Here is a 20,359-nt window from a genome sequence, read left to right as displayed (position 1 = left end):
TTATATGTCTCATTGCCCAAAATCTGCAATTTTAAGTTGCCGTGACATTCTACACAGATTTTCTTAAAATAAATGGATTATAAGGGATGAGAATATGCTGGAAAAAAATATGCAACGAATTCAATTAAGCTGGGTTGAAAACAATATTAATCATAGTTTCAAACCTGAGGAATATGATGATTTATTTAATTATCATAAATTTTCTAAATGGCCTTTTGACTATAACGCGATTATTGGGTGGTCGGATCAAGATATGTTTCACGGGTATATCGAAGGATTTTACAAGGCAGCTGAGAAGTTAGCACGAAATTATCAGGGGGAAGTCGACTATTTAGTTTATCCAGTTATCTTTAACTATCGGCAATATTTGGAATTGGCACTAAAAAAAATATTACCTCTAAGCTGTCGAGTCACTCAGCAATCACTGGTATAAGGGGTAAGTGAGTAACGAATTAGCGTTACTCACTTTTTATTTATCCAAATTACCTATAAAATTGTAGTGAATTTCAATTTTTAAGATTCGATTTCGTTTTGTGCCCTCAGGTTTATGAATAATAATCTTGTCGATTAATTCATATACAATTTCTACAGATAATTCAGTAATTTGGGTATATTTATGAATTCTTTGCATGAATCTAGAAACATCCATACTTTGGTTTTCTTGCATAGAGAGTTGTTGTTTTACGGTAGATATAGAATGTTTGAGGTTAGATTGCTCTAGTTCGTAATTCTGACTCATCTTGATAAATCTTTCATCACTGAGCTTTCCAACAAGGTTATCCTCATAAAGTCGCTGGATAATTTGGTCAATCTCCTCGAAGCGTCGTTCGCTATTTAGTAACTTTTGTCGCTGCTTATTTGTTTGCTTACTAGATTCGATTTTGAATTTATGTTCTAATTTCTTCATAAATTCTCCTTCGTCGAATTGAATTTGATTTATGAGTGAATTTAGTTCAATTAACACTAATTCTTCTAATTCGGATTTACGGATATAATGGGGATTATCGCAACGGTCAAATGTACGAGAATATTTAGAACACTTATAGTGGTCTAAATTTGTGCCATTTTTCTCAAAGGCGCAGTAATAATGCTTATGCCCGCAAGTTCCACAAAAAACCAATCCTGCAAACAGATTTTCATGTCCAGCTTCAAATCTTGGACTGCCCATCACGCGCTTGTGCTGACGCATCTTCTGTACGATATCGAAAGTATCTTGGTCGATTATTGCTTCATGTGTATTCTTGAAGATTAGCCACTCTTCCTTAGGCATCCAGATAATTTTCTTATCTTTATAAGATTTTGTTCGAGTTTTTCCATTGACCGTATGACCTAGATATTCCATTCTAGATAGAATCTTCACAATTGTATCACGATGCCAACCGTAAGGAGAGTAGCTTCGAGCTGTTGGGGCGTCGCCTAATGAGATTCGTCTTTGAGATGGCGTTTCAACCTTATCTTCAATTAAAGCCCTAGCAATTTTAGGTAGACTTTTGCCACTCTTAGCCTCGTTAAATATTCGCTTAACGATTTCTGCTGCAACTGGATCGACAATCCAATTCTTAGAGTTGTTGGGGTCTTTCTTGTAACCATAAATTGCATTTGTTGTCATTCGCTCACCAGCCTTAGCTTTCGCTTGCTTAACCGCACGAATTTTCTTGCTCGTATCGCGAGAGTACCAGTCATTAAATAAGCTTTTAAGCGGCAGTAGGTTTGCATCGTTATCTGTCTGATGGTCGCTATCTATTCCGTCACTTACAGCAATGAATCGGACATCATTATCTGGAAAAGTAATCTCGGTCAATCTACCTGCATCAAGATAGTTTCGAGCTAATCGACTTAGGTCTTTGACAAGAAAGCTCTTAACTTTACCCGCCTCAACTAATTCAATTGCTTTAGAGATTGCCGGTCGGTATTGGATAGTCGTTCCACTAATACCGTCATCAATAAAGTAAATTGGATTAGGTAGTTTCTTTTTAGCTATCTCTTCACTCAAGATTTTCTTTTGATTGATAATCGAGTTACTATCACCAGTATTACCATCGTCTTGAGATAACCGGCAATAAACAATCGTTATATCCTTTAAATTTGTTAAATCTACCTCCGTATATTCTTTAATTGTCAAAGTGCTGTTATTCATATAAGCGTCCTCCTAATTGTTGTTAATTTTAGATTTCACCTATAACCCTGGTGACAGTATAACTCTGTTTGGGGAAGAAGTGGAGTCTTGATTTTATCTATTTTCCATGTAAAATAAGTCGCTCAACCAGTTGTTTTAACGGCTTTTTACCAACAAATTTTCACTTAATAATATAGGTGGTGTTACCAATTTTAATCTGCTTGTTCATCAGTAATGCCTCCTACCATAAAATCTTTGAAATCATCTAAAGTAATTACTTGAAATAGTTCCCAATAGTCTTGTAATTCTTTTTGGATTCTTTGTTCTATTGCAAGTTTGCGTTTTTCATCTGGCACAACCCAAAGCACTAAAGGGAAGACGCCTGTTTCTTTTTGCTCAATATTGAGATTGTAGTAACGAATGTATTGCTTAGATTTGTTAATGACGCGTGCTAGGCTTTCCGTGTTTTTATCTACCTCTACAAAATAGTTGTAGAGATAATTGTCTAGCGAAATTTCAATATAGCAATCTGGTTTTAGAATCATCCGTCCTGCATAACTGTCTAACCAGCCTCGCCAACAATTCGGCTCAAACTGAAACTTATCGATTGACTGAACTAAATGCTTGTTTTTCAGTTCGGTTAATTGCACATAAATTTCAGAAATTGCTAAAGTATGCTCTAAGTGGTGCCAAGTTGGCTCGTAGTGATTTTGTCGAGCGATGGCAAGGGATGGTTTGAAATGCTTCAACCACTTCAACCCTTTAGTTGAGATCATCCAAACAAATGAACCACTACCAGCTCTAACGCCGCCAATTCGTCTATCTAAGTGTCCAAATATATCCTTTTTCATTTAGCTTCTTAGTTGTTAAATTTGCTCTTCTTAGTGCAGTTGAACTGCTCACACTATCTGCAAAATAGAGCCTAGCAAGTTGCTTAGTTGTGGCATATTTTGCCTTAAGTAGAAACTTAAGTATCTGTTCTTCTTTGGCAGATAACTCAGTTGGTTTCATATAGGAAATCCTTTCTGCACTAGGAGCTATCTCCGTATGTAAATATAGAGAAATACGGAGTAAGTCCTGTGCAATTTATGTTTAATAATGGCGATTTAGCGCCGATAACTTGTATTTACTTATGGTCGTGAACCGAATACCGAAACGAACGGTTAAATCTTTTTAAATCAATCTATTCATCTGTTATTTTCTTCCTTCTGCCGATGTTTCTAGGTGGCGATTTAGCTAGTTTGTTGCTTGTATTTAATTCGTCATAGCCAAATTGTTTGGCAATCTGAGTTTCAATTTCAGAAATCGCCACACCATATTTAACTGCATTTTGAACAACTAAATCCATGTAATTTCTTATCTTAGGTGCTGGCGCGAATGTCTTGCCAAGGAGCCAATTCGTCGAATTACCGCCATTATGGAGCTTCACATAAATATGGTATTGCGGGAGCGAGTAGAAATCTTCTGCCATGAGTTCAGGTGCCTGTCGAGCCATATCTTGCGCATCATTCATGTCTAAACCAAAACAAATCTTATTTTTGCAGTTGGCATCAATCGCCATTTTAATCTCTTGGGTGAGCTGATGGCGATATTGATGGGCAAGGGTTAAAGCCACGCCAAGTCCTCTAGCTTGAATTAATGCATCAGATAAACTAGTTGGTAGTCTCAAGTAATCTTGGAGCTCATCAATAAACAGTGAGACTCGGTGGCGTTTTTCGGGCGGAATACTCGCCCTGTGGAGGGCTAAACTCCAAGTTAGGCTCACTATAATAGAACCTAGGAAACGAGCCGACTCAGCGCCTAGAACGCCTTTATTAAGCGAAACTAAAACCACTTTACGTTTAAAATATAGATCTGCCAAGCTAAATTTGTTATTCGTTTGTCCAAAAAGATATTTCAAGCTTGGATGGATAAAGATTTGCCTTAGTTTATTTAAAACAGGTGAAATAAGTTGCGTTTGTTCGCCTTGACTAAGGCTGTCATAATAGCTCCAGAAACTTTCCACACCAAATGGATCGTGAATTTGTTTAAGAACCGTTTGGCGAAAGCTCTTGTTCGTTAATAGCTGAGGCAACATCAAAAGGGTGGCATGTTTCGTTTTAGCTAGTGTTAAAATCGCATGACTTAAAACATCTGAACTACGAATCCCCCAATTGTCTGAAAACAAGTCTTGGAAGATTGCCATTAAGTGCTGAGTTAAAAGTTCTGGTGAAATGCCGTATTCCAGTAAGTCGAAGGGATTGATACCAATCAGGCGCTCACTGGTTGGATCGATAATTACTAAATCATCTTCACGAGCTTTTGGAAAGCGTTCTAATATATCTCGAACGAGGTCGCCCTTTGGATCAATTATGAGTGCCGAATTGCCACTTTCAATATCTGAAAGCGCCAATCGCAACATGGCAGTACTCTTACCAGAGCCTGTACCACCAAGTAAAACCGTATGAAACAGGGAATCACTACCAGAAATACCTAATTGTTTAGTTTCTAATGAGTTATTTAATGTCGTCGTTTCACCGAAAATCCGCTTATGGTTTTGTTTCAACCCTAGGGGTGGTAAAATGACCTTTGGATGAAGCTTCGCAAACCCATCTAATTCCTCATTGCCACTCGGGAATAATCCCAAGCAGGCAAGTTCAAGTGTCGATAATTTGAGCGGAAATTGGAGCGGTAGGCGAACTTCATCTATTTTTGTAGGCGAAATTGGTTTAAAGCGCATTTTAACTTCGCTAGATTCTAAGATTTTAAAACAGCCGATTAATGATTTAAGATTAGCGAGATAGTCTGAAGTCGATCCAATCCGCAGGCTACAGCTAAATTGTGGTTGCGATTGCTTATCTGTCAGCTGTTTTCTGGTTTCAGTAGTAATTGGTGGGAGGTTGCCAGTAATGGCTTGCCACCAAGTCGTGTGTGGATTTGGTAGATTCTTAGGCAAGGGGTGTGGCGCAAAGCTTTTACCCACAATAATCTGAATAACCACTGTATCTTTGGTATTTCTAGTGAGTGTTGCTAAAGTCGTCCGCAGAAAATTGTCGCATTCTTTGACTTTTAATGTTAATACTTGGCTAGTTAATCCCAGGGCGTAAGCAGATTTAATAGGTTGTCGCTTGGCGGCTTGGCTAAATTGAAACTTTTTATGACTAGAAAATAACTGAGTGATATTTCTTAAATCTTTTGTTTCCCCCCAATTAAGTGAGTAATCTTGTTATTCTGACTTCTAATTTCCCACACAAAACTCTTTCGACCTGTTAGACCCGAAAGGTGTGCTAAGGTATCCACAACCTCTTGAAATTCTAGTGGTCTGAGAAATGAAACTTCTTGCCACTGGATATTTTCTAATTGTTGTTTCATTGGCTTAACTCCAATCTTTCCAGCGTTTGAGACGAAATAGAATCGTTACGATAGCTATTACAACGATTAGGATAATTAGCACCCACCAGACTTCGAGCAACAATTTGACTCCCCAATTGATTCCAACACAAGCAATGATGAACCAGAAAATGGATGAACTTATTTTGGTTGTTGGTTCTTTTTCTTTGTTTAGTTTCACCCATCCTCACGCTCCATTTCAGTAAAATCTTTAGCATTTACTTTGTAGGCTGGAACAGGGAAATCCCTGATTTTAACATCACTAGCCACCTCATTACCCCAAATATCCCAGCCGTGTCTTGGACGTCTGGCGAATAGTTCTAGGTAGTTGCCTTCAGAACAGCGCTCAATAATGCCATAAACTTCTTCGGGTTTGTGACTATGATCTTGAAGGGGCATAAAGCCCCAATTCATCTGTCCTTTAAACTGAATCGGTGCTTTACCACGCGTACCGAGTAGTAAATGCTCTGTGGAGTTTCTAAGATATACGCCTAGCCCTAATCTTGGTTTTACCCACGTATAAATGCTACGAGGTTCAAAGCCCCAAGCACGCAGCACATCGAAGCCGGCTTCCAAAGTCGCATTAGTCACCCAAAGCCAACAATGTGCATTTTCTTCGGTTAAATCGGAGATGGGCATCGCTTTAATCCGCTCCAGAGTCATTAAGTTGTAGTGTTTAATTGCCCCTCGAGATTTACCTTTCTGTTGGATATCCCAAGGCGGGTCTGCCAAGATTGTCTTATATTTTGTTGGATTTTTTGTAGTATTGATTGTTTTTTCTGTCATTTAATTTCATCCTTTCCTTTAACTGAACTAGAAAGATTTCAAGCAGATTTTTTTGCCTAAAATCTCTCCGATTTATATAGAAAACATAGTAAAAATGCAAATTTTGAGCGACCAAAATTAAAAGCGATACGAATCACTCTAACAGGGGTGAAATAGGCAAAAATTGCATTAGTTGTCCACTGTTGTAAAAATTACTCTCGTTTATGTCGAGACACTTCATTCAGCATATCTCTACTAGCTTCAAAAGCTTCAGCATCTAAGTCCGATTTAATTTGAAGTAAGGTTGTATAGAACTCTTCTTCCTCGGTGTATTCTGTCTTTTTTGTTTTAGATTTACCTCGATATTTATTAATTAAATCTTCAACAAACCAGTAGGCAGATAATGCAGAGTAGAATATACCCATAGCTAAAAAGAAGAAAAATACTCCTGTAATAATATCTATTTGCATGTTAGTAGCCTCCTAAGCGGTTATTAGCCTTAATTGTGTACTGGTCAACGATAAATCTCAGTCGATTTTCAGCAGTTGGTGCAATAGCAGACAATTGAGACTCAAGCAGTGATAAATTAGCGATATTAGTCATTGCAGTATTTGTCACTAAAGACATCCCATTTTCAAGAATGTTCCTTTTTACTACCGCCTTAACAATCTGGCAAGCCTCATTATGAATCTGACGTTTAGTAGCAAGTGGCATATGTTCAGTTGAGAAGTTTGCAGGACTAAGTGATGTTGAGAATTGATTTTGTTGTTGTGGGTTCATTTTGGTTGCCTCATTTTGATTTATTTAGCTAGGCGCCTTAGCTATGGTAAAATAATAGCAACAGAGACAAATCATTTGTTGCTTTTTTATTGCCAATATTCTTGCCAATTTGAATCTGATTTGGAGGTATCTTTAATGTTTAATATTCCAACCTATTTTGAGACTCTTTTTAATCTTTCAAAAAGAAATGATTGGACGACACCTAAAAATTTAAGCGAATCACTTACACTATTACTTTTTCCAAACGTTAAAGCCTATGAATATAGCGGATTTTACAACAAATTCTACAATGGTAAAAACAAGGGTGTCCTAGTTTACGAAGGCAGCCAAAATGAAATTAAGCAAGTCTCACATGATAAATATATTTTCAAAATGGCAGACAATTTTCGTTCACTGAATTTTAAAAATAAAAACTTTAATCCTGAAATATTTGCGAAAAATCTAATTGATAAAATAAAAGACGCCACCAATCTTAATGGTAGCGTGCGTTCTAGCTTGATTCGTTCATATAGTATAAATTGCCATGAAAACATTTATTTATTTTTAGCTGAAAGCTTATATTATGCGTTATTAGCTCAAAACGATAAAAATGCAATTTATGTAAAACCTAAAAGCTTAATGGATAACGGCCTGAACTTTGATGATGAGCCAGTTTGGAAAAGAATAATTAGCGAAGAAACCTTCTTAAGTGAGGAATTCTCGCCTAGGTTTAAACAGACAGTAAACCTGTTAACAGATAAAGAGGTTGATATCTTTTTGAGGTTACTAGAACTAGTTGTACTAGATTCAGATGAGGAATACTATCTTTATGCACCTGTTACAGATGAAGAGGTTGAACTTTACAAGAAGTATGGGATAGGTGATCGGGAATTTTTCAGTATGAAAGAAGCGGGCTTAATAAATCTTGGTGAAAGAGTTGATAACAAACTAACAGCTTATGATTCTGATTTCTGTGGTTTCCAAAATGACAATCTAGTTGTAGCTATTCAAGCAGAGAAAATTGAGTCTTATCAACTTAATTACAAAAGCTATGCTTTTACGCAAGTTGGGTTAGATCTATTGGGACTTGCAGAAATAGAAACAAGCGACCTGTTTTTTACAGAACTTGCGAAGCTAGTAAAACAAAACTATGCGAATGCTCCTGTTAAAGTTCACTTATTTAGTGTTGAAGACATAGAAGATGCTGAAGATATAGAAATGATTGATTTTAGTAAAGACATATTGCAATAGAAAACAGAGCTCTTATCTTGTTTATTAATATAGCAAGATAGGAGCTTTGCTATTAATCTTTTAAATCAAAGATTCGTTATGAACTTTAAATCCAAGTTGTTCAAATTTTTGTATTTGTAAATCCATATTGCCCTTTATTTTGTTGCTATCTAATAAGACAGTTATGTCTTTACGAGCTCTCGAGCACCCCACATAAAAGAGTTTATAAGCACTCAAAATTCCATATACTTGAGATTCTTTAAAGCATTTTTTTGCGTTAGTCACATTTGGATTGGATATGAATGTTTGATATTCTAGAAAACAGAGTTTATTAAATAAATCGTTCTCCTGAAACATTGTCATTATACTAGAGGCAGCGCCTTTTAAGTAATCTTCATGAGCGGTGAAACTATCCCTCTTTAAATTGTTAATTTTCATCCCTACTTTTTCAGTAATTTTAGTTAATTCGAAAGAATATTGATAATAAAATTCTTCTAATGATGTGAGTGAGAGTTCGGTATCTGACCAAATATCAAAAAAATTATACATACTCACATGTGGATTATAACTATCATCGGCAACAAAAATAACTTCATCGTGACTTTCTCCTTTTACGCCATGTTGTGTGGATACTTTTGGGTACTCCAAATAGTTATAAAGTTTTATTACTTCTTCGATAGGCACATCCAATGCATCAGAATAACTTTCATCTTCCATAATCTCGCTTAATGTTACTGCTGATTGTGGAATTTTTTCTTTTAGAAAAATCAAGACATCTTTGATAGATTTTTTTGAAGAAGATACTATCAATGCTAATTCTTCTAGAATTGCATTTAAAGTAACTTTATCTTGATGGCTAGACAGCTTCCAGTCTTTTAATCCAATCGTTGACTGTTCATCCTTAATTTTTTGAACGATTACACCGTAGTTATTAGATGCATAGTTATTATTAATAAAAGCTACTGAAAAAATAAGTCTTATCAAAGAATCAGGATTATCTTTAGTATTGTCTGTTAATACATCTACTACGCCATACTTTTTACTAAAAGAATAGCGATCCATCTTACTAAACGTACTATATAAGGAAGGGCAACCTATTTTCTGAAATCTAGATTGATTAGATAAGAACAAAGTTAATGAATTCGGATACTCATCCAAAATTTGAGTTAATTTTTCATCAACATCGTTGCAGATAATTACTCTAGGATCAAAATTAGGAGCAATCTTGTTCATATCCTCAGAAACATTTTGAACAAAACTGGAATCATTGTATATATTATTTAGCAGAGTTATTATTTTGGGAATTGAACGGTAGTTAGTAGTTAAAGCTTTACTAGAATCAAATTTTAAAAACTTTGGTTCAAAGCTACCATCATAATTTTTGTAAATTTGCTGCATCTTATCACCGAATAGATATAAGATTGTTCTTTTTTCGTTTAAGCTTTCATAAAAAATATTTAGAACATCTGCGGTTGTATCCTGATATTCATCAATGAAAACGTACTGGAATTTGTATGATAATCTATTCTGTATCACTTTATATTTTAGAATAATTTTACTTGAAAATGAAATAAGGTCATCGTGGCCTAAGCCGCCATAATATAGGGAACTAAAGCTATTTTCATTGTAATATATATTTGTAATATTTCTTCGAAGAACATCGATACTCAGGTCTCCGTATTTTTCAATATATTTTTTATTGCTTTCAGTCTGATTTTCTTTAGCCTCTCTATTATCAATTCTTTGTTGTATACTATCTTGGTAAGTATCAAAATATAAGTCAATAATTTCTTGGCTACCAAAATATTGTTTCATAAAATTGTTTAAAAATGAGTGAATTGTTGAAATAGAAATATTAGGAGAAGAAAAACTCTTAGAAAGTTCATCTGCAGCTCTATTGGTATACGTTATACATAATACATTGTCTTTGGAATTAATCGAAATAATGTTATTAATCATTTCTCGAATAGTGGTTGTTTTACCACTGCCTGCGGGAGCATTAACGATGAAAAAATTTTCTATTTTTCTAACCACTTCAACCCCTCCTCAATATAGTAAGGTAATGTATCCATTAATTTATTATTTAATACAGCAGAATACATAAAATCTGTTTTATTTTTTGAAGTACTATTAACGATGTGCCTTACTCCAATAAGGTCATCAGTGTTAGGGATCGAATATTTTAATTTATCCCTATTTCTTTTATCTTTCCACTGTTCCTTTGTCGATGTATCAAATACCTTTACATCATACAGTTTGCATAGCATTGCTTCTTCTAACGTTCTTGTATAGCCGTCCTTTTCACCTTGGAAAGTTAAGCATATGTTATCGCCTATTAAAACATATGGTTCATTATCCTCTCTACAGGAGTAAATTTCTTTAATAGTTTTTGTGTTTTCGGTTTTTACTTTCATATTTAATAATTTATTTATGGAATCGTTTGTAGATCTGGAAACTTCTATTTCATTTTTAGTATTACATTCTTTTCCATAATCTATATCTGTTATTATTAGAGATTTTATATCCAAATATTTTAGAATAGGTTCATAGTTAACTGCGTACGCCCCTCCAACTTGAACAAATGAAAGATACTGACTTTTTAGTTTAGGAAATGGTGTTTGATCAGCTTTCAAAAGACTATTAATAAGCATCCGTTCCGTATCGCCTTCATACAAAATAACTTTATCCGCAAAAATAATATCTGGAAAACTAATTGCATAAAAATAATTGTAAAAATCCAACAATTCAGGCATACCTTCTAAATTATTATGAAAACTTCTTAAATCATATAATGAACACTTGAAGCTATTAACTTTTCTAAGTACCCTTAATTGAGATAACTTTGCACCTCTAACAACTTCATGCGAGTGTGTAGTAATAAAACCTTGCAATTCTGGTTTGGAGGCAAAGTAAGTAAGTAAATATTGTGAAAAAACATATTGCATTTGGGGATGCATATGAGATTCTGGTTCCTCGATTACAAAAAGATTAACCAACAATGGATCAATTGTTTTATTAAATTTTTCTAGTTGCAAATGCATATAGATAAGATTGCTATACCCTAATCCTTGTGATGATTCATTTAAATAGTGGTCATCCAGCATATATTGGGCACTTGTGATGTTTTTAAGTAGTGATTTAAGAGAATCTTCAGTGATGTCCATATTAATAATGATTTCGTTTGTCTGACCACCGTTCGTCATCAAAATTGAAGACATAGTTTCTTTAAGAGAGTCAATGGAAGTGCTTTTTATAATTTGTTCGATATTTTCATTTTCAATAGCCTCCAATATTGTATCGGGCAAACTTTCAATTGTTTTTCCCCAATTTTCAGCTTCACTAGCAATATCAACAATATTTTTACTTAAAATTTTACTTCTGTCCGTACTAGTATCATCTAAGGTTCTTCCAGCCATAATTTTTTGAAAATTGAAAAGCTTTATGAAATCTTTACGATCAATCTTTCCGCCATTTTCGAAGTTACTATCTGTAAATCTAATGGTTTCTGATAGGGATTCAAAATATACTTTCAAAATTATTTTTTTAATATTTTTATCGTTATTATTTTCAGGATCTGAAAGTATTTTTCTGATGCGATGTTCTAATTTATCGTAATGATTTATTAGATTCTTTCTAAAAAGAGAGTTATCTACATTATATTCATAAACAAAATAGAAACTGGAAGAAGATGGATCAAGATCCATTATGTAGTCAGCGAAATTTCTTATATCATCATTTGTAACATCATAATCAATTTGAAATTTTAGTTTAATGGGCTCAATAATTACTTCATTCTTTTCATCTGTATTAGGAAAAATCAAATTATGAATATTGGAGATAATATTTTCTTTTTGAGTATCTTCTTGAAAATAATTTAATATTTGTGGATAAACATCATTTACCCACTGTTGAGTATTAACTACAGAAAAATCTTCACCGGATAATTTTTCGGTACCAAAATTAAAAACACAGTTCAGAAGTTCGACTAGTGAAGTCTTACCACTATTATTAGCTCCAGCAAGAAATGTAAGTCTATCTTCCAAATTAAACGTGGCATTTGAAATTTGCCTAAAACCTGAAATTTCGATAGTTTTAATCTTCATACTATTCTCCAATTGTTCATCAATATTTGTTTTATTATATTTTAACACGTTATGTACGTAAATACTAAAGAATACCTGAGTATGATCTATCCGTAAAACCCATGAAAATAGCGGTTTTATGGTATAATAGCACCAATAGTCGTTTTACTATTTAATAGCATTCTGTAATTTAAAGTAAAAGACAAAATATTTATCAAGAGGAAGTGTCAAGATGTTACGAGATAATCAACAATTTAATGAGTCAATCAAATCAAATTCTGCTTTTTTGGACGAATTACGTCAAAAAATGCCAGAGTTTTTTACTGCTACCAAATATGATGAAGAAGGTAATGTAATTGAATCATCAGCCTTTGATAATGATAAATTCCAACAAGCCTTAAAAGAACATAATATTGATGAATTATCCAGTGGGTACCGACTGGATTTTATCGGCAAGAACTATGCCAAGAAGCAAGCCGGAGAACGCCCAACAACCGTGATTGTACCTGATAATGACCATAACCAAAAAGAAGAAAACATAAATAGCAAGAATTTGTTTTTTACTGGCGACAATTTAGAAGTCTTGCGCCACTTACAACAGAATTATGCAAATAGTGTGGACTTTATCTATATCGATCCCCCATATAATACCGGTTCAGACGGCTTTGTTTACCCTGATAAGTTTGAGTATTCCGATGATCAACTTAAAGACATGTTTGCTTTAAACGATGATGAGCTTAAACGTTTGAAGTCGATTCAAGGAAAGGCAACTCACAGCGCTTGGTTAACTTTTATGTATCCGCGGCTTTACTTGGCAAAGAAAGTATTAAAAGACACAGGCGTTATTTTTGTATCCATAGATGATAATGAGCAGGCAAATTTGAAGTTGTTGATGGATGAGGTTTTTGGGGAAGGGAGTTTTGTACAAGAAATATCATGGAGGAGAACGGATAATCAACCGAATATAGGACAAGTCGCAAAGGTTAAGGAGTATATTTTAGTATATGGGAAAAATATTTCATCTTTAGTGTATGGAAGATTACCCTTATCTGAAAGCGCCCTAAAAGAATATCGTTATGAAGATGCTTATGCAGTAAAATTCCGCAGAGGAATCTTACTGGATAAGACTCGCGGACGCCACTCTTATCCAGTAGAAACAAAGTCTGGAAAAATCCTTACGGGTCCTTGGATGGTTACAGAAGAAAAATTAAAAGAGATGGATAGCAAAGGTGAAATTTATTGGACAACAGGTGGAGACGAACAACCTTATTCAAAAATATATCTGAAAGATAATAAGGGTGCTATACCAAATGATTTTTGGGGAATTGAATACGGTACGAACCAACGAGCAAGTTTAGAAGTAGAATCGCTTCTAGGAAAACGATTATTCGATTTTCCAAAACCAACAACGCTAATTAAAAGGACCTTGAATTTAGGTACTAAACCAAATTCTATTGTATTAGACTTCTTCGCTGGTTCTTCCACAACGGCCGATGCTGTCATGCAACTGAATGCCGAAGATGGAGGAAATCGCCAATACATCATGTGTACTTTGCCTGAACCAACCTTTACGTTGAATTCTGATGGTAAAGAAGTTCCAACAAAAGGTGGCGCAACTGCCTACAAAGCTGGTTATAAATCAATTGACGAAATATCTCGTGAACGGATTATTCGTGCAGCAAATAAAATCAAAGAAGAAAATCCTTTACTTACTGAATCGCAAGATTTTGGCTTTAAGCATTACCGTGTGGTGCCTCCTACCCAAGAAACCCTTGAGAAAATTGATTATGATGACCAATTACAACTAGACCTATTCGATGACATGATTGACGCATTCTCAAGTGAAAAATTAGGTGTCGCAGGGAATGCAGATGGGTTTGATACCATTTTACACACTTACCTTGCGAAAGATAACTACAAGTTTGATGTACCATTACAGATGAAAGACTTTGCTGGAATTCAGTTACCTTATGTGAACAATCAACGTATTTACTTAATTGCGAACAATTGGCGAGCAGAGAATACGAGAGCTTTGGTCAATGCGATAGGTAAAAATGAATTAGTGGTTCAAACCATTGTTGTCTATGGCTATACCCTGGAAATGGAAAGCTTACGAGAATTAGAGATTGCACTCAATCAACTAGAGAACAAAGTCAATCTGCAAGTGAGATATTAGGAGGCAGTAAAGCATGAAAATTCTATTAGAAGAATTACCCCATCAGCTGGAAGCTCTCCACGCTTTAGATGAAGCGTTTTATGGTTTGGATGACCGCACGGCAGATCCAGATAAAGATTATGTGTATGCCAATCCGATTATTAAAGGGCGAGGAAATGAAAATACGAACATTGATATCAAGATGGAAACGGGAACAGGTAAAACCTATGTCGGTGTCCGTGCCATGTATGAGTTACATCAAAAATATGGCTTATTCAAGTTTATTGTCGTGGTTCCAAGTCCAGCGATTAAAGAAGGCTGGAAAAACTTTATTGAAGCGGATTATGCCAAGCAACATTTCTCACAATTTTACGAAAATACTCAAATCAATCTCAATGTAATCAATGCTGGCGACTTCAATAGTAAGAAAGGTCTCTTGCCAGCTCATTTGGTTGAATTTATCGAAGGTGACCGCTTGAATTCATCAACCATTCAAGTGCTATTGATTAATGCTGGCATGCTCAATTCTTCCTCGATGAAAAAGGACTATTCTCAAACATTATTGTCTGGCTGGACATCGCCCTTAGAAGGACTCAAAGCCACTCGACCAATCGTGATGATTGATGAGCCACACCGTTTTCCAAGAGATAAGGCGAACTATAAGTCGATTACAGCAGTCGAACCGCAAATGATCATCCGCTTTGGGGCGACTTTTCCTGATATAAAGGTTGGGAAAGGCCGTCAAGCAACCATCGTGAAAGACTATTACCGCAAACAACCTCAGTTCAACCTCAATGCGGTCTCTTCTTTCAATAATGGCCTGGTTAAAGGAATTGATGTCTATTACCCCAATGTGACTGAAACGGAATCTAAGGAACGGTATGTGGTCGAATCAGTTACTAGCCAACAGCTCGTTCTTAAGCACAATTCAACTCTCTATACTTATGGTAAAGGTGATGACATTGGTTTTGATGGGGACATTTATTATGAGGGAGCTAAGAGACTATCAAATGGACTTGAATTGGAGAAGGGTATGGCTTTCTTACCTGCTACAATGACGAGCTCCTACCAAGAACTCATTATTCGGGATGCCATTGAGAAGCATTTTGAAGCAGAGATACCAAACTTCCTACGAGAAAATGAGTTTCAACCGAAAGTCAAAACCTTGTCACTCTTCTTCATTGATTCGATTAAATCGTATCGCGATGAAAAGGGATGGTTAAAAGAACTATTTGAGAAGCACCTTCGACGCAAAGTTGAAGCGTTGATTCGTGAGTTTCGCTTGAAAAAGTTACCTCGGGAACAAGAATACTTATCTTTCTTACAAGCGACCTTGGCTGATTTAACGGAAAATGTTCATGCGGGTTACTTTGGCGAAGACCGTGGTTCGGGAGATGAAGCTATTCAAGCTGAGGTGGATGACATCTTAAAAAACAAAGAAAAACTACTGTCGTTCAAGGATGATAAAGGGAATTGGCAGACTCGTCGTTTCTTATTTTCTAAATGGACTCTCCGCGAAGGTTGGGATAATCCCAACGTCTTTGTGATTGCTAAATTACGAACCTCAGGTAGTGAGAATTCTAAGATTCAAGAAGTTGGTCGTGGCTTGCGCTTACCAGTGGATGAGAATGGTCATCGGCTTTTGCAGGATGAACTTCCAAGTAGATTACGTTTCTTGATTGGCTATGACGAGAAAGACTTTGCTAATAAACTAGTTGCAGAAGTCAATGACGATGCTGCAATTAAGTTAGATGAAAGTAAACTAACCTCCGCTATGATTCAACTAATTGTTGAAAAAACAGATAATTTAGATGAAGAAACTTTATTAGAACAACTCGATGCTGCCAATATTATTAAACGTAATAACGACTTTAAAGAGAATGGCTTTGAAAAGTTGATTGAACTGTATCCTACTTTAACTGAAGCTACACAAGTTAGAAAGGGAAAAATCACCACAGGTGGTCAAAAAAATCAACAGCGCATCAAACTTAATAAAGAAAATTGGAATAAAATGCGTCATCTATGGGAACATTTTTCAAACCGCTATATGTTAGAATTTGATCGAGTCAATGATGAAGCCTTGCAGTTGCTCATTGATGAAATGATCCAAAATAAAAATAATTTTACATTTCAGTATCCAGAATTCACTCGAAACGAATTGTATTATAATGACGATAATGGTGAAATGCGGGTACGTGAACAAACAGCCAGTTACGATGGTCGTAAGCCAATTGCTGGTATGAAATATGGTGAATTTTTATTAAAATTGACCCAACGCACTAAATTGAAACCAGCGCAATTGCACAAGAGTTTATTTAGTGCTTTAAAAGAAACCTATGGTGGCAATAAAGATTATCTAAATGAGTTAACGCTTAGTAATTTAGTACGTGACTTCAAAGATCGATTTGAAAAACGCTATGCTCAAAGCTTTCATTATCACGATTTAGAATTTCAAGCAAGCACTTCTGTTTTTAATGCGGCAACTAATGATTTTAAAGAGGATATTTTAGCAACTGTTATCGGTGTAAATGAAGACAATGACGTAATAGACGATGGCCGACAACTCTATGAAATTCCACCACTTCGATATGATTCAGCAAATCCTGAAAGAGAACTCTTAAAGCGTGGCTACGATTCCAATATTATTTCTTTCGGTAAATTGCCTAAAAAAGCGATCCAAGTACCAAAATATATGGGAGGAACAACTACTCCTGACTTTGTTTATATTGTTGAGAGAGAAGATGAGTCACACGTTTATTTATTAGTCGAAACCAAGGCGGAAGGCTCAGGTAAACGTCTTAGCGATGAGCAGATTGTGGCAATACAAGAGCGCTTCTTTGGGGCATTGAAACAATATGATGTCGAATACCAGGAAGCAACGGCAGCACAAGATGTATACGATAAATTAAGAAAGGTGGCGAAGTTAAATGACAAATAATTTGATGGATTTAGGGAGAACTGGCGAAATTGCTAAAACGGGTGCCAAACCTAAATTGCCTACAACGATTCCGAATTTAACAGATACGATGCTCGATGTGTATCGTATACCACTAAAATATTTGTATTATAACGATGAAAATGGGCGTATTTCCACACAGATTAAAAGAGAATTTGGTACTTTAATGGCTCAAACCGATGAAACGAATCCTGACTACAACAACAAGATAGCAACGTTTATTGAAGAAGATAATGCTACTGCTTTAAAAAAGACTAAAAAATCGATCAAAGAAAAAGGCCAACAAGTTTATGGTTATGTACTGCAAGATGGGCGTATTATTGACGGTAATCGTCGTTTTACTGCATTGAGACAACTACAAACAGAAATTGGTACGAGTCAATATTTCGAAGCTGTCATTCTACCCTTTACTTATGATGCAAAAGCTAATCGAGCTCAAATTAAACGACTAGAGCTGGCAATCCAAATGGGCACGGAAGAAAAATTGCAATATGACCCTGTTGATTTAGCAGTAGATATCTACCAAACAATTATACGTGATAGTTTGATGACGAAAAAAGATTATTCAGATGAAGCTAATATGACCGTGAAAGAAATTGAAAATCGAATTGCAACTGTTGAATTGGTTCATGATTTTCTTCATTTCATTAATGCGTCTCCAGAGGCATATTTTATTATTAAAGACGCTAAACTCTACAACCCTCTTTTTGAACTTGCAAAGAAATTTGCGACAAGTTTTCCTAATCAAGGACCAAAGTATGAACAGACTAAGGAGAGTGCTTTTAGTCTACTTGGAAAAATGGTTCATACCGGTGGGGATACAGTAAGAGAAGTTCGCGACTATTTAAAGAATATTGTTAGTTCAGCTGACAATGATGATTATAATGACTCTATTGAGGAATTTGTTGAAGTATTTCGTGATAAACTAGAAAGTGGACCAATTCATTCAGCATCAGATTACCGTAAACGTTTAGAAGAATCAACACCTGAGCTACGTCATATCACTGAAGTATATAATAAGACTGTCAACCGCCAAAATCGTGGCAAGAACGTAGATAGCTTTATTGCGAATGTAAAAGAAACACTAAACACGCTAAATGATATGAAGCGTGGAAATGGCTTAACAGGTAATTTACAGTTTACTAATTTTTCTAAAGATCAAGTTGTCGAGATCCGCGACACGCTCATTAATATCAATCTGATTAGTGGCGACCTAATAGAGGTGTATGAAGATGAGCTTTAATGTCAAGTTGGTCGGTGACGAAGGTATCTTCAAGTTCATTGACAACGAAGATGGCGTTTTAAAGACTCGAAAAATGAGTCGATTTTTGGAGAGGTATCATTCTTTTTTTCAAAACCTTGATCAATTAGAACTTTCAAGTGAGTTGAATTATGTTCAACTCACTGAATTGATTGCAAAACTTAATGATAGGCTAGATGACAATTTAGAAATAGATGAAGAAGTACGTGCGTTTATAGAACAAAATAGATATGCAATAGACGAGCAGAGAATTGCCGGGATAACTATTAAAGAATACGATAATCGTTGGAACTTAGAATTACAGCAATTTGAAGAGATTGTTGATCGAGAAATCAGTCGTCCCTTGAAACCACAACAAATTCAAGCGAGTTTTTATTTAGCAACTATGAAGCGTGCTGCAAATTTTAGTGTGCCTGGGGCTGGCAAGACCGCGATGACCTATGGGGCTTTTGCTTATCTCTCCTCGTCAGCTGTGAATGAAGTCAATAAAGTGTTAGTAATTTCTCCTCTTAATGCCTTTGAGGCTTGGCGAACAGAGTTTATTGAGGTGTTTGGCGACAAGCGTTCACTCCATTTTATGAATTTGAAAGACTTTGATAATCCAGGGGATATTCGAACAAATTGGGGAATTGCTAATGTGACTGTGATTAATTATGAATCACTCTTTGGCTGGAAACTATCGGTCTTGAATGCCTTAATTGATGAAAATACGATGATAGTGTTCGATGAGGTTCATCGTATAAAAAATCCAGCTGGGAAACGAGCCCAAAGTGCCTTAGAGCTAGGAAAGCAAGCACGTTATCATTACGTACTCACAGGAACTCCCATCCCAAATTCTTACAAAGATATCTACAATTTTCTGCATTTGCTATATGATAATGAGTATGAGTCTTTCTTTAGCTGGGATATCCACGATTTAGAAGCATCGAATGCTAACGAAATTAACGAGAAGCTACAGCCTTTTTTTTGGCGTACCACTAAAAAAGATTTGAATGTCCCTGAAGCTGAACCAGACCAACTCATCGTTGTTCAACCCAGTGGGCGACAAATTGACTTAGCTAAAACGATTCATGAAGTTGAAACGAATGTTTTGGGCCGATATATTCGTTTATTGCAAGCGTCAACTAATCCGGCACTCTTGACTGAAAAAATTAATTTGAATGATTTAGGTTTTTTATTTGATGAAATAGACTATTCGATTGAATCTGCACTAGATCAAGTTGAGCAAAATAAAGCGAAACAACGTATGTATTTTGATGCTGGCGTAGACTCAATGGTGACACCTAAGTTTACCACAGGAATGCAACTGATTGAACAACTGGTTGCTGAAGGGAAAAAAGTTATTGTATGGGGAATGTTTGTTGGAACTATGCACAAAATATACAATGAACTAAGTGAAAAAGGAATACTTTCACATTTGATTTACGGACAAACGCCTAAAGAAGATCGTGTTGAATTGATTAATGAGTTTCGTAATGGCCCCGTTCAAGTTCTCATTTCAAACCCTGCGACTTTAGGGGAATCGATCTCATTGCATCAATCAGTTCATGATGCTGTTTATTTTGAATACAATTTCAATTTGACTTTTATGTTACAATCTAGAGATCGTATTCACCGATTAGGTTTAGATGATAATCAATATACGCGCTATTATTACTTGATGACT

Annotated in this window: 16 protein-coding genes; 6 read left to right on the top strand and 10 right to left on the bottom strand. The window is 35.5% G+C overall.

Annotation, left to right across the window (positions count from 1 at the left end):
- Positions 1-94: 94 nt before the first annotated feature.
- Positions 95-433, top strand: a complete 339-nt coding sequence (locus EP1_RS10790) for a hypothetical protein (protein ID WP_010826077.1) — start codon at positions 95-97, stop codon at positions 431-433.
- A 36-nt stretch (positions 434-469) separates the two neighbouring features.
- On the opposite strand, the gene EP1_RS10785 is transcribed toward EP1_RS10790, so the two are convergent.
- From EP1_RS10785 to EP1_RS10750, 8 genes are all read right to left on the bottom strand, one after another.
- Positions 470-2,137, bottom strand: coding sequence for a recombinase family protein (locus EP1_RS10785; protein ID WP_010826076.1), 1,668 nt, complete (start codon positions 2,135-2,137; stop codon positions 470-472).
- 191 nt (positions 2,138-2,328) lie between these two features.
- On the bottom strand, positions 2,329-2,967 hold the full coding sequence (locus tag EP1_RS10780; RefSeq protein ID WP_010826074.1) for a replication-relaxation family protein: 639 nt from the start codon (positions 2,965-2,967) through the stop codon (positions 2,329-2,331).
- Complete coding sequence (locus tag EP1_RS13690; RefSeq protein ID WP_010826073.1) at positions 2,936-3,127, bottom strand: replication-relaxation family protein; 192 nt, start codon at positions 3,125-3,127, stop codon at positions 2,936-2,938. Before EP1_RS13690 ends, EP1_RS10780 begins: the two co-directional genes overlap by 32 nt.
- 172 nt (positions 3,128-3,299) lie before the next feature.
- Positions 3,300-5,096, bottom strand: coding sequence for a type IV secretory system conjugative DNA transfer family protein (locus EP1_RS10775; RefSeq protein ID WP_067627244.1), 1,797 nt, complete (start codon positions 5,094-5,096; stop codon positions 3,300-3,302).
- A gap of 185 nt (positions 5,097-5,281) precedes the next feature.
- The gene (locus EP1_RS10770) at positions 5,282-5,467 is read right to left on the bottom strand and encodes a hypothetical protein (RefSeq protein ID WP_067627242.1); all 186 of its coding nucleotides are present in this window, start codon (positions 5,465-5,467) and stop codon (positions 5,282-5,284) included.
- Between the two features lie 195 nt (positions 5,468-5,662).
- Positions 5,663-6,271 (bottom strand): MT-A70 family methyltransferase, encoded by a 609-nt coding sequence (locus EP1_RS10760; RefSeq protein ID WP_010826071.1) that lies wholly within the window; start codon positions 6,269-6,271, stop codon positions 5,663-5,665.
- A 191-nt stretch (positions 6,272-6,462) separates the two neighbouring features.
- Positions 6,463-6,720 carry a hypothetical protein gene (locus EP1_RS10755; RefSeq protein ID WP_010826070.1) on the bottom strand — a complete coding sequence of 86 codons (258 nt, stop codon included), beginning with the start codon at positions 6,718-6,720 and terminating at the stop codon, positions 6,463-6,465.
- A gap of 1 nt (position 6,721) precedes the next feature.
- Positions 6,722-7,030, bottom strand: a complete 309-nt coding sequence (locus tag EP1_RS10750) for a hypothetical protein (protein ID WP_010826069.1) — start codon at positions 7,028-7,030, stop codon at positions 6,722-6,724.
- 135 nt (positions 7,031-7,165) lie between these two features.
- Between EP1_RS10750 and EP1_RS10745 the strand changes: the two genes are divergently transcribed.
- Positions 7,166-8,260: a DUF2806 domain-containing protein gene (locus tag EP1_RS10745; protein ID WP_010826068.1), complete on the top strand. Its 1,095-nt coding sequence runs from the start codon at positions 7,166-7,168 to the stop codon at positions 8,258-8,260.
- 60 nt (positions 8,261-8,320) lie between these two features.
- Here the strand turns inward: EP1_RS10745 and EP1_RS10740 are convergent, their stop codons facing one another.
- Both EP1_RS10740 and EP1_RS10735 read right to left on the bottom strand, forming a co-directional pair.
- Entirely contained in the window at positions 8,321-10,273 is a 1,953-nt protein-coding gene (locus EP1_RS10740; protein ID WP_010826067.1) for a UvrD-helicase domain-containing protein, read from the bottom strand.
- Positions 10,258-12,342, bottom strand: a complete 2,085-nt coding sequence (locus tag EP1_RS10735; protein ID WP_010826066.1) for an AAA family ATPase — start codon at positions 12,340-12,342, stop codon at positions 10,258-10,260. The genes EP1_RS10740 and EP1_RS10735 overlap by 16 nt, the downstream gene beginning before the upstream one ends.
- Before the next feature lie 211 nt (positions 12,343-12,553).
- On the opposite strand from EP1_RS10735, the gene EP1_RS10730 reads away from it, so the two are divergent.
- The 4 genes from EP1_RS10730 to EP1_RS10715 all read left to right on the top strand — a co-directional run.
- Positions 12,554-14,497 (top strand): site-specific DNA-methyltransferase, encoded by a 1,944-nt coding sequence (locus EP1_RS10730; protein WP_010826065.1) that lies wholly within the window; start codon positions 12,554-12,556, stop codon positions 14,495-14,497.
- A gap of 13 nt (positions 14,498-14,510) precedes the next feature.
- The gene (locus tag EP1_RS10725) at positions 14,511-17,414 is read left to right on the top strand and encodes a type III restriction-modification system endonuclease (RefSeq protein WP_010826064.1); all 2,904 of its coding nucleotides are present in this window, start codon (positions 14,511-14,513) and stop codon (positions 17,412-17,414) included.
- The gene (locus tag EP1_RS10720; protein WP_010826063.1) at positions 17,404-18,675 is read left to right on the top strand and encodes a hypothetical protein; all 1,272 of its coding nucleotides are present in this window, start codon (positions 17,404-17,406) and stop codon (positions 18,673-18,675) included. Before EP1_RS10725 ends, EP1_RS10720 begins: the two co-directional genes overlap by 11 nt.
- A partial coding sequence (locus tag EP1_RS10715) for a DEAD/DEAH box helicase (protein WP_067627240.1) occupies positions 18,665-20,359 on the top strand: 1,695 nt, incomplete at its 3' end. The genes EP1_RS10720 and EP1_RS10715, both read left to right, overlap by 11 nt.

This window comes from Enterococcus pseudoavium NBRC 100491 (assembly GCF_001544295.1).
In the GTDB taxonomy this organism is placed as follows: Bacteria; Bacillota; Bacilli; order Lactobacillales; family Enterococcaceae; genus Enterococcus_A; species Enterococcus_A pseudoavium.
This window is presented reverse-complemented; position numbering and strand designations above follow the sequence as displayed.

Excerpts from the sequence above, each read along its gene's own strand:
- EP1_RS10725 (WP_010826064.1), top strand. The coding sequence starts at position 14,511 with ATGAAAATTCTATTAGAAGAATTACCCCATCAGCTGGAAGCTCTCCAC.
- EP1_RS10745 (WP_010826068.1), top strand. The coding sequence starts at position 7,166 with ATGTTTAATATTCCAACCTATTTTGAGACTCTTTTTAATCTTTCAAAA.
- EP1_RS10720 (WP_010826063.1), top strand. The coding sequence starts at position 17,404 with ATGACAAATAATTTGATGGATTTAGGGAGAACTGGCGAAATTGCTAAA.
- EP1_RS10770 (WP_067627242.1), bottom strand. The coding sequence starts at position 5,467 with ATGAAACAACAATTAGAAAATATCCAGTGGCAAGAAGTTTCATTTCTC.
- EP1_RS10730 (WP_010826065.1), top strand. The coding sequence starts at position 12,554 with ATGTTACGAGATAATCAACAATTTAATGAGTCAATCAAATCAAATTCT.
- EP1_RS10755 (WP_010826070.1), bottom strand. The coding sequence starts at position 6,720 with ATGCAAATAGATATTATTACAGGAGTATTTTTCTTCTTTTTAGCTATG.
- EP1_RS10790 (WP_010826077.1), top strand. The coding sequence starts at position 95 with ATGCTGGAAAAAAATATGCAACGAATTCAATTAAGCTGGGTTGAAAAC.
- EP1_RS10780 (WP_010826074.1), bottom strand. The coding sequence starts at position 2,967 with ATGAAAAAGGATATATTTGGACACTTAGATAGACGAATTGGCGGCGTT.
- EP1_RS13690 (WP_010826073.1), bottom strand. The coding sequence starts at position 3,127 with ATGAAACCAACTGAGTTATCTGCCAAAGAAGAACAGATACTTAAGTTT.
- EP1_RS10785 (WP_010826076.1), bottom strand. The coding sequence starts at position 2,137 with ATGAATAACAGCACTTTGACAATTAAAGAATATACGGAGGTAGATTTA.
- EP1_RS10750 (WP_010826069.1), bottom strand. The coding sequence starts at position 7,030 with ATGAACCCACAACAACAAAATCAATTCTCAACATCACTTAGTCCTGCA.
- EP1_RS10760 (WP_010826071.1), bottom strand. The coding sequence starts at position 6,271 with ATGACAGAAAAAACAATCAATACTACAAAAAATCCAACAAAATATAAG.
- EP1_RS10735 (WP_010826066.1), bottom strand. The coding sequence starts at position 12,342 with ATGAAGATTAAAACTATCGAAATTTCAGGTTTTAGGCAAATTTCAAAT.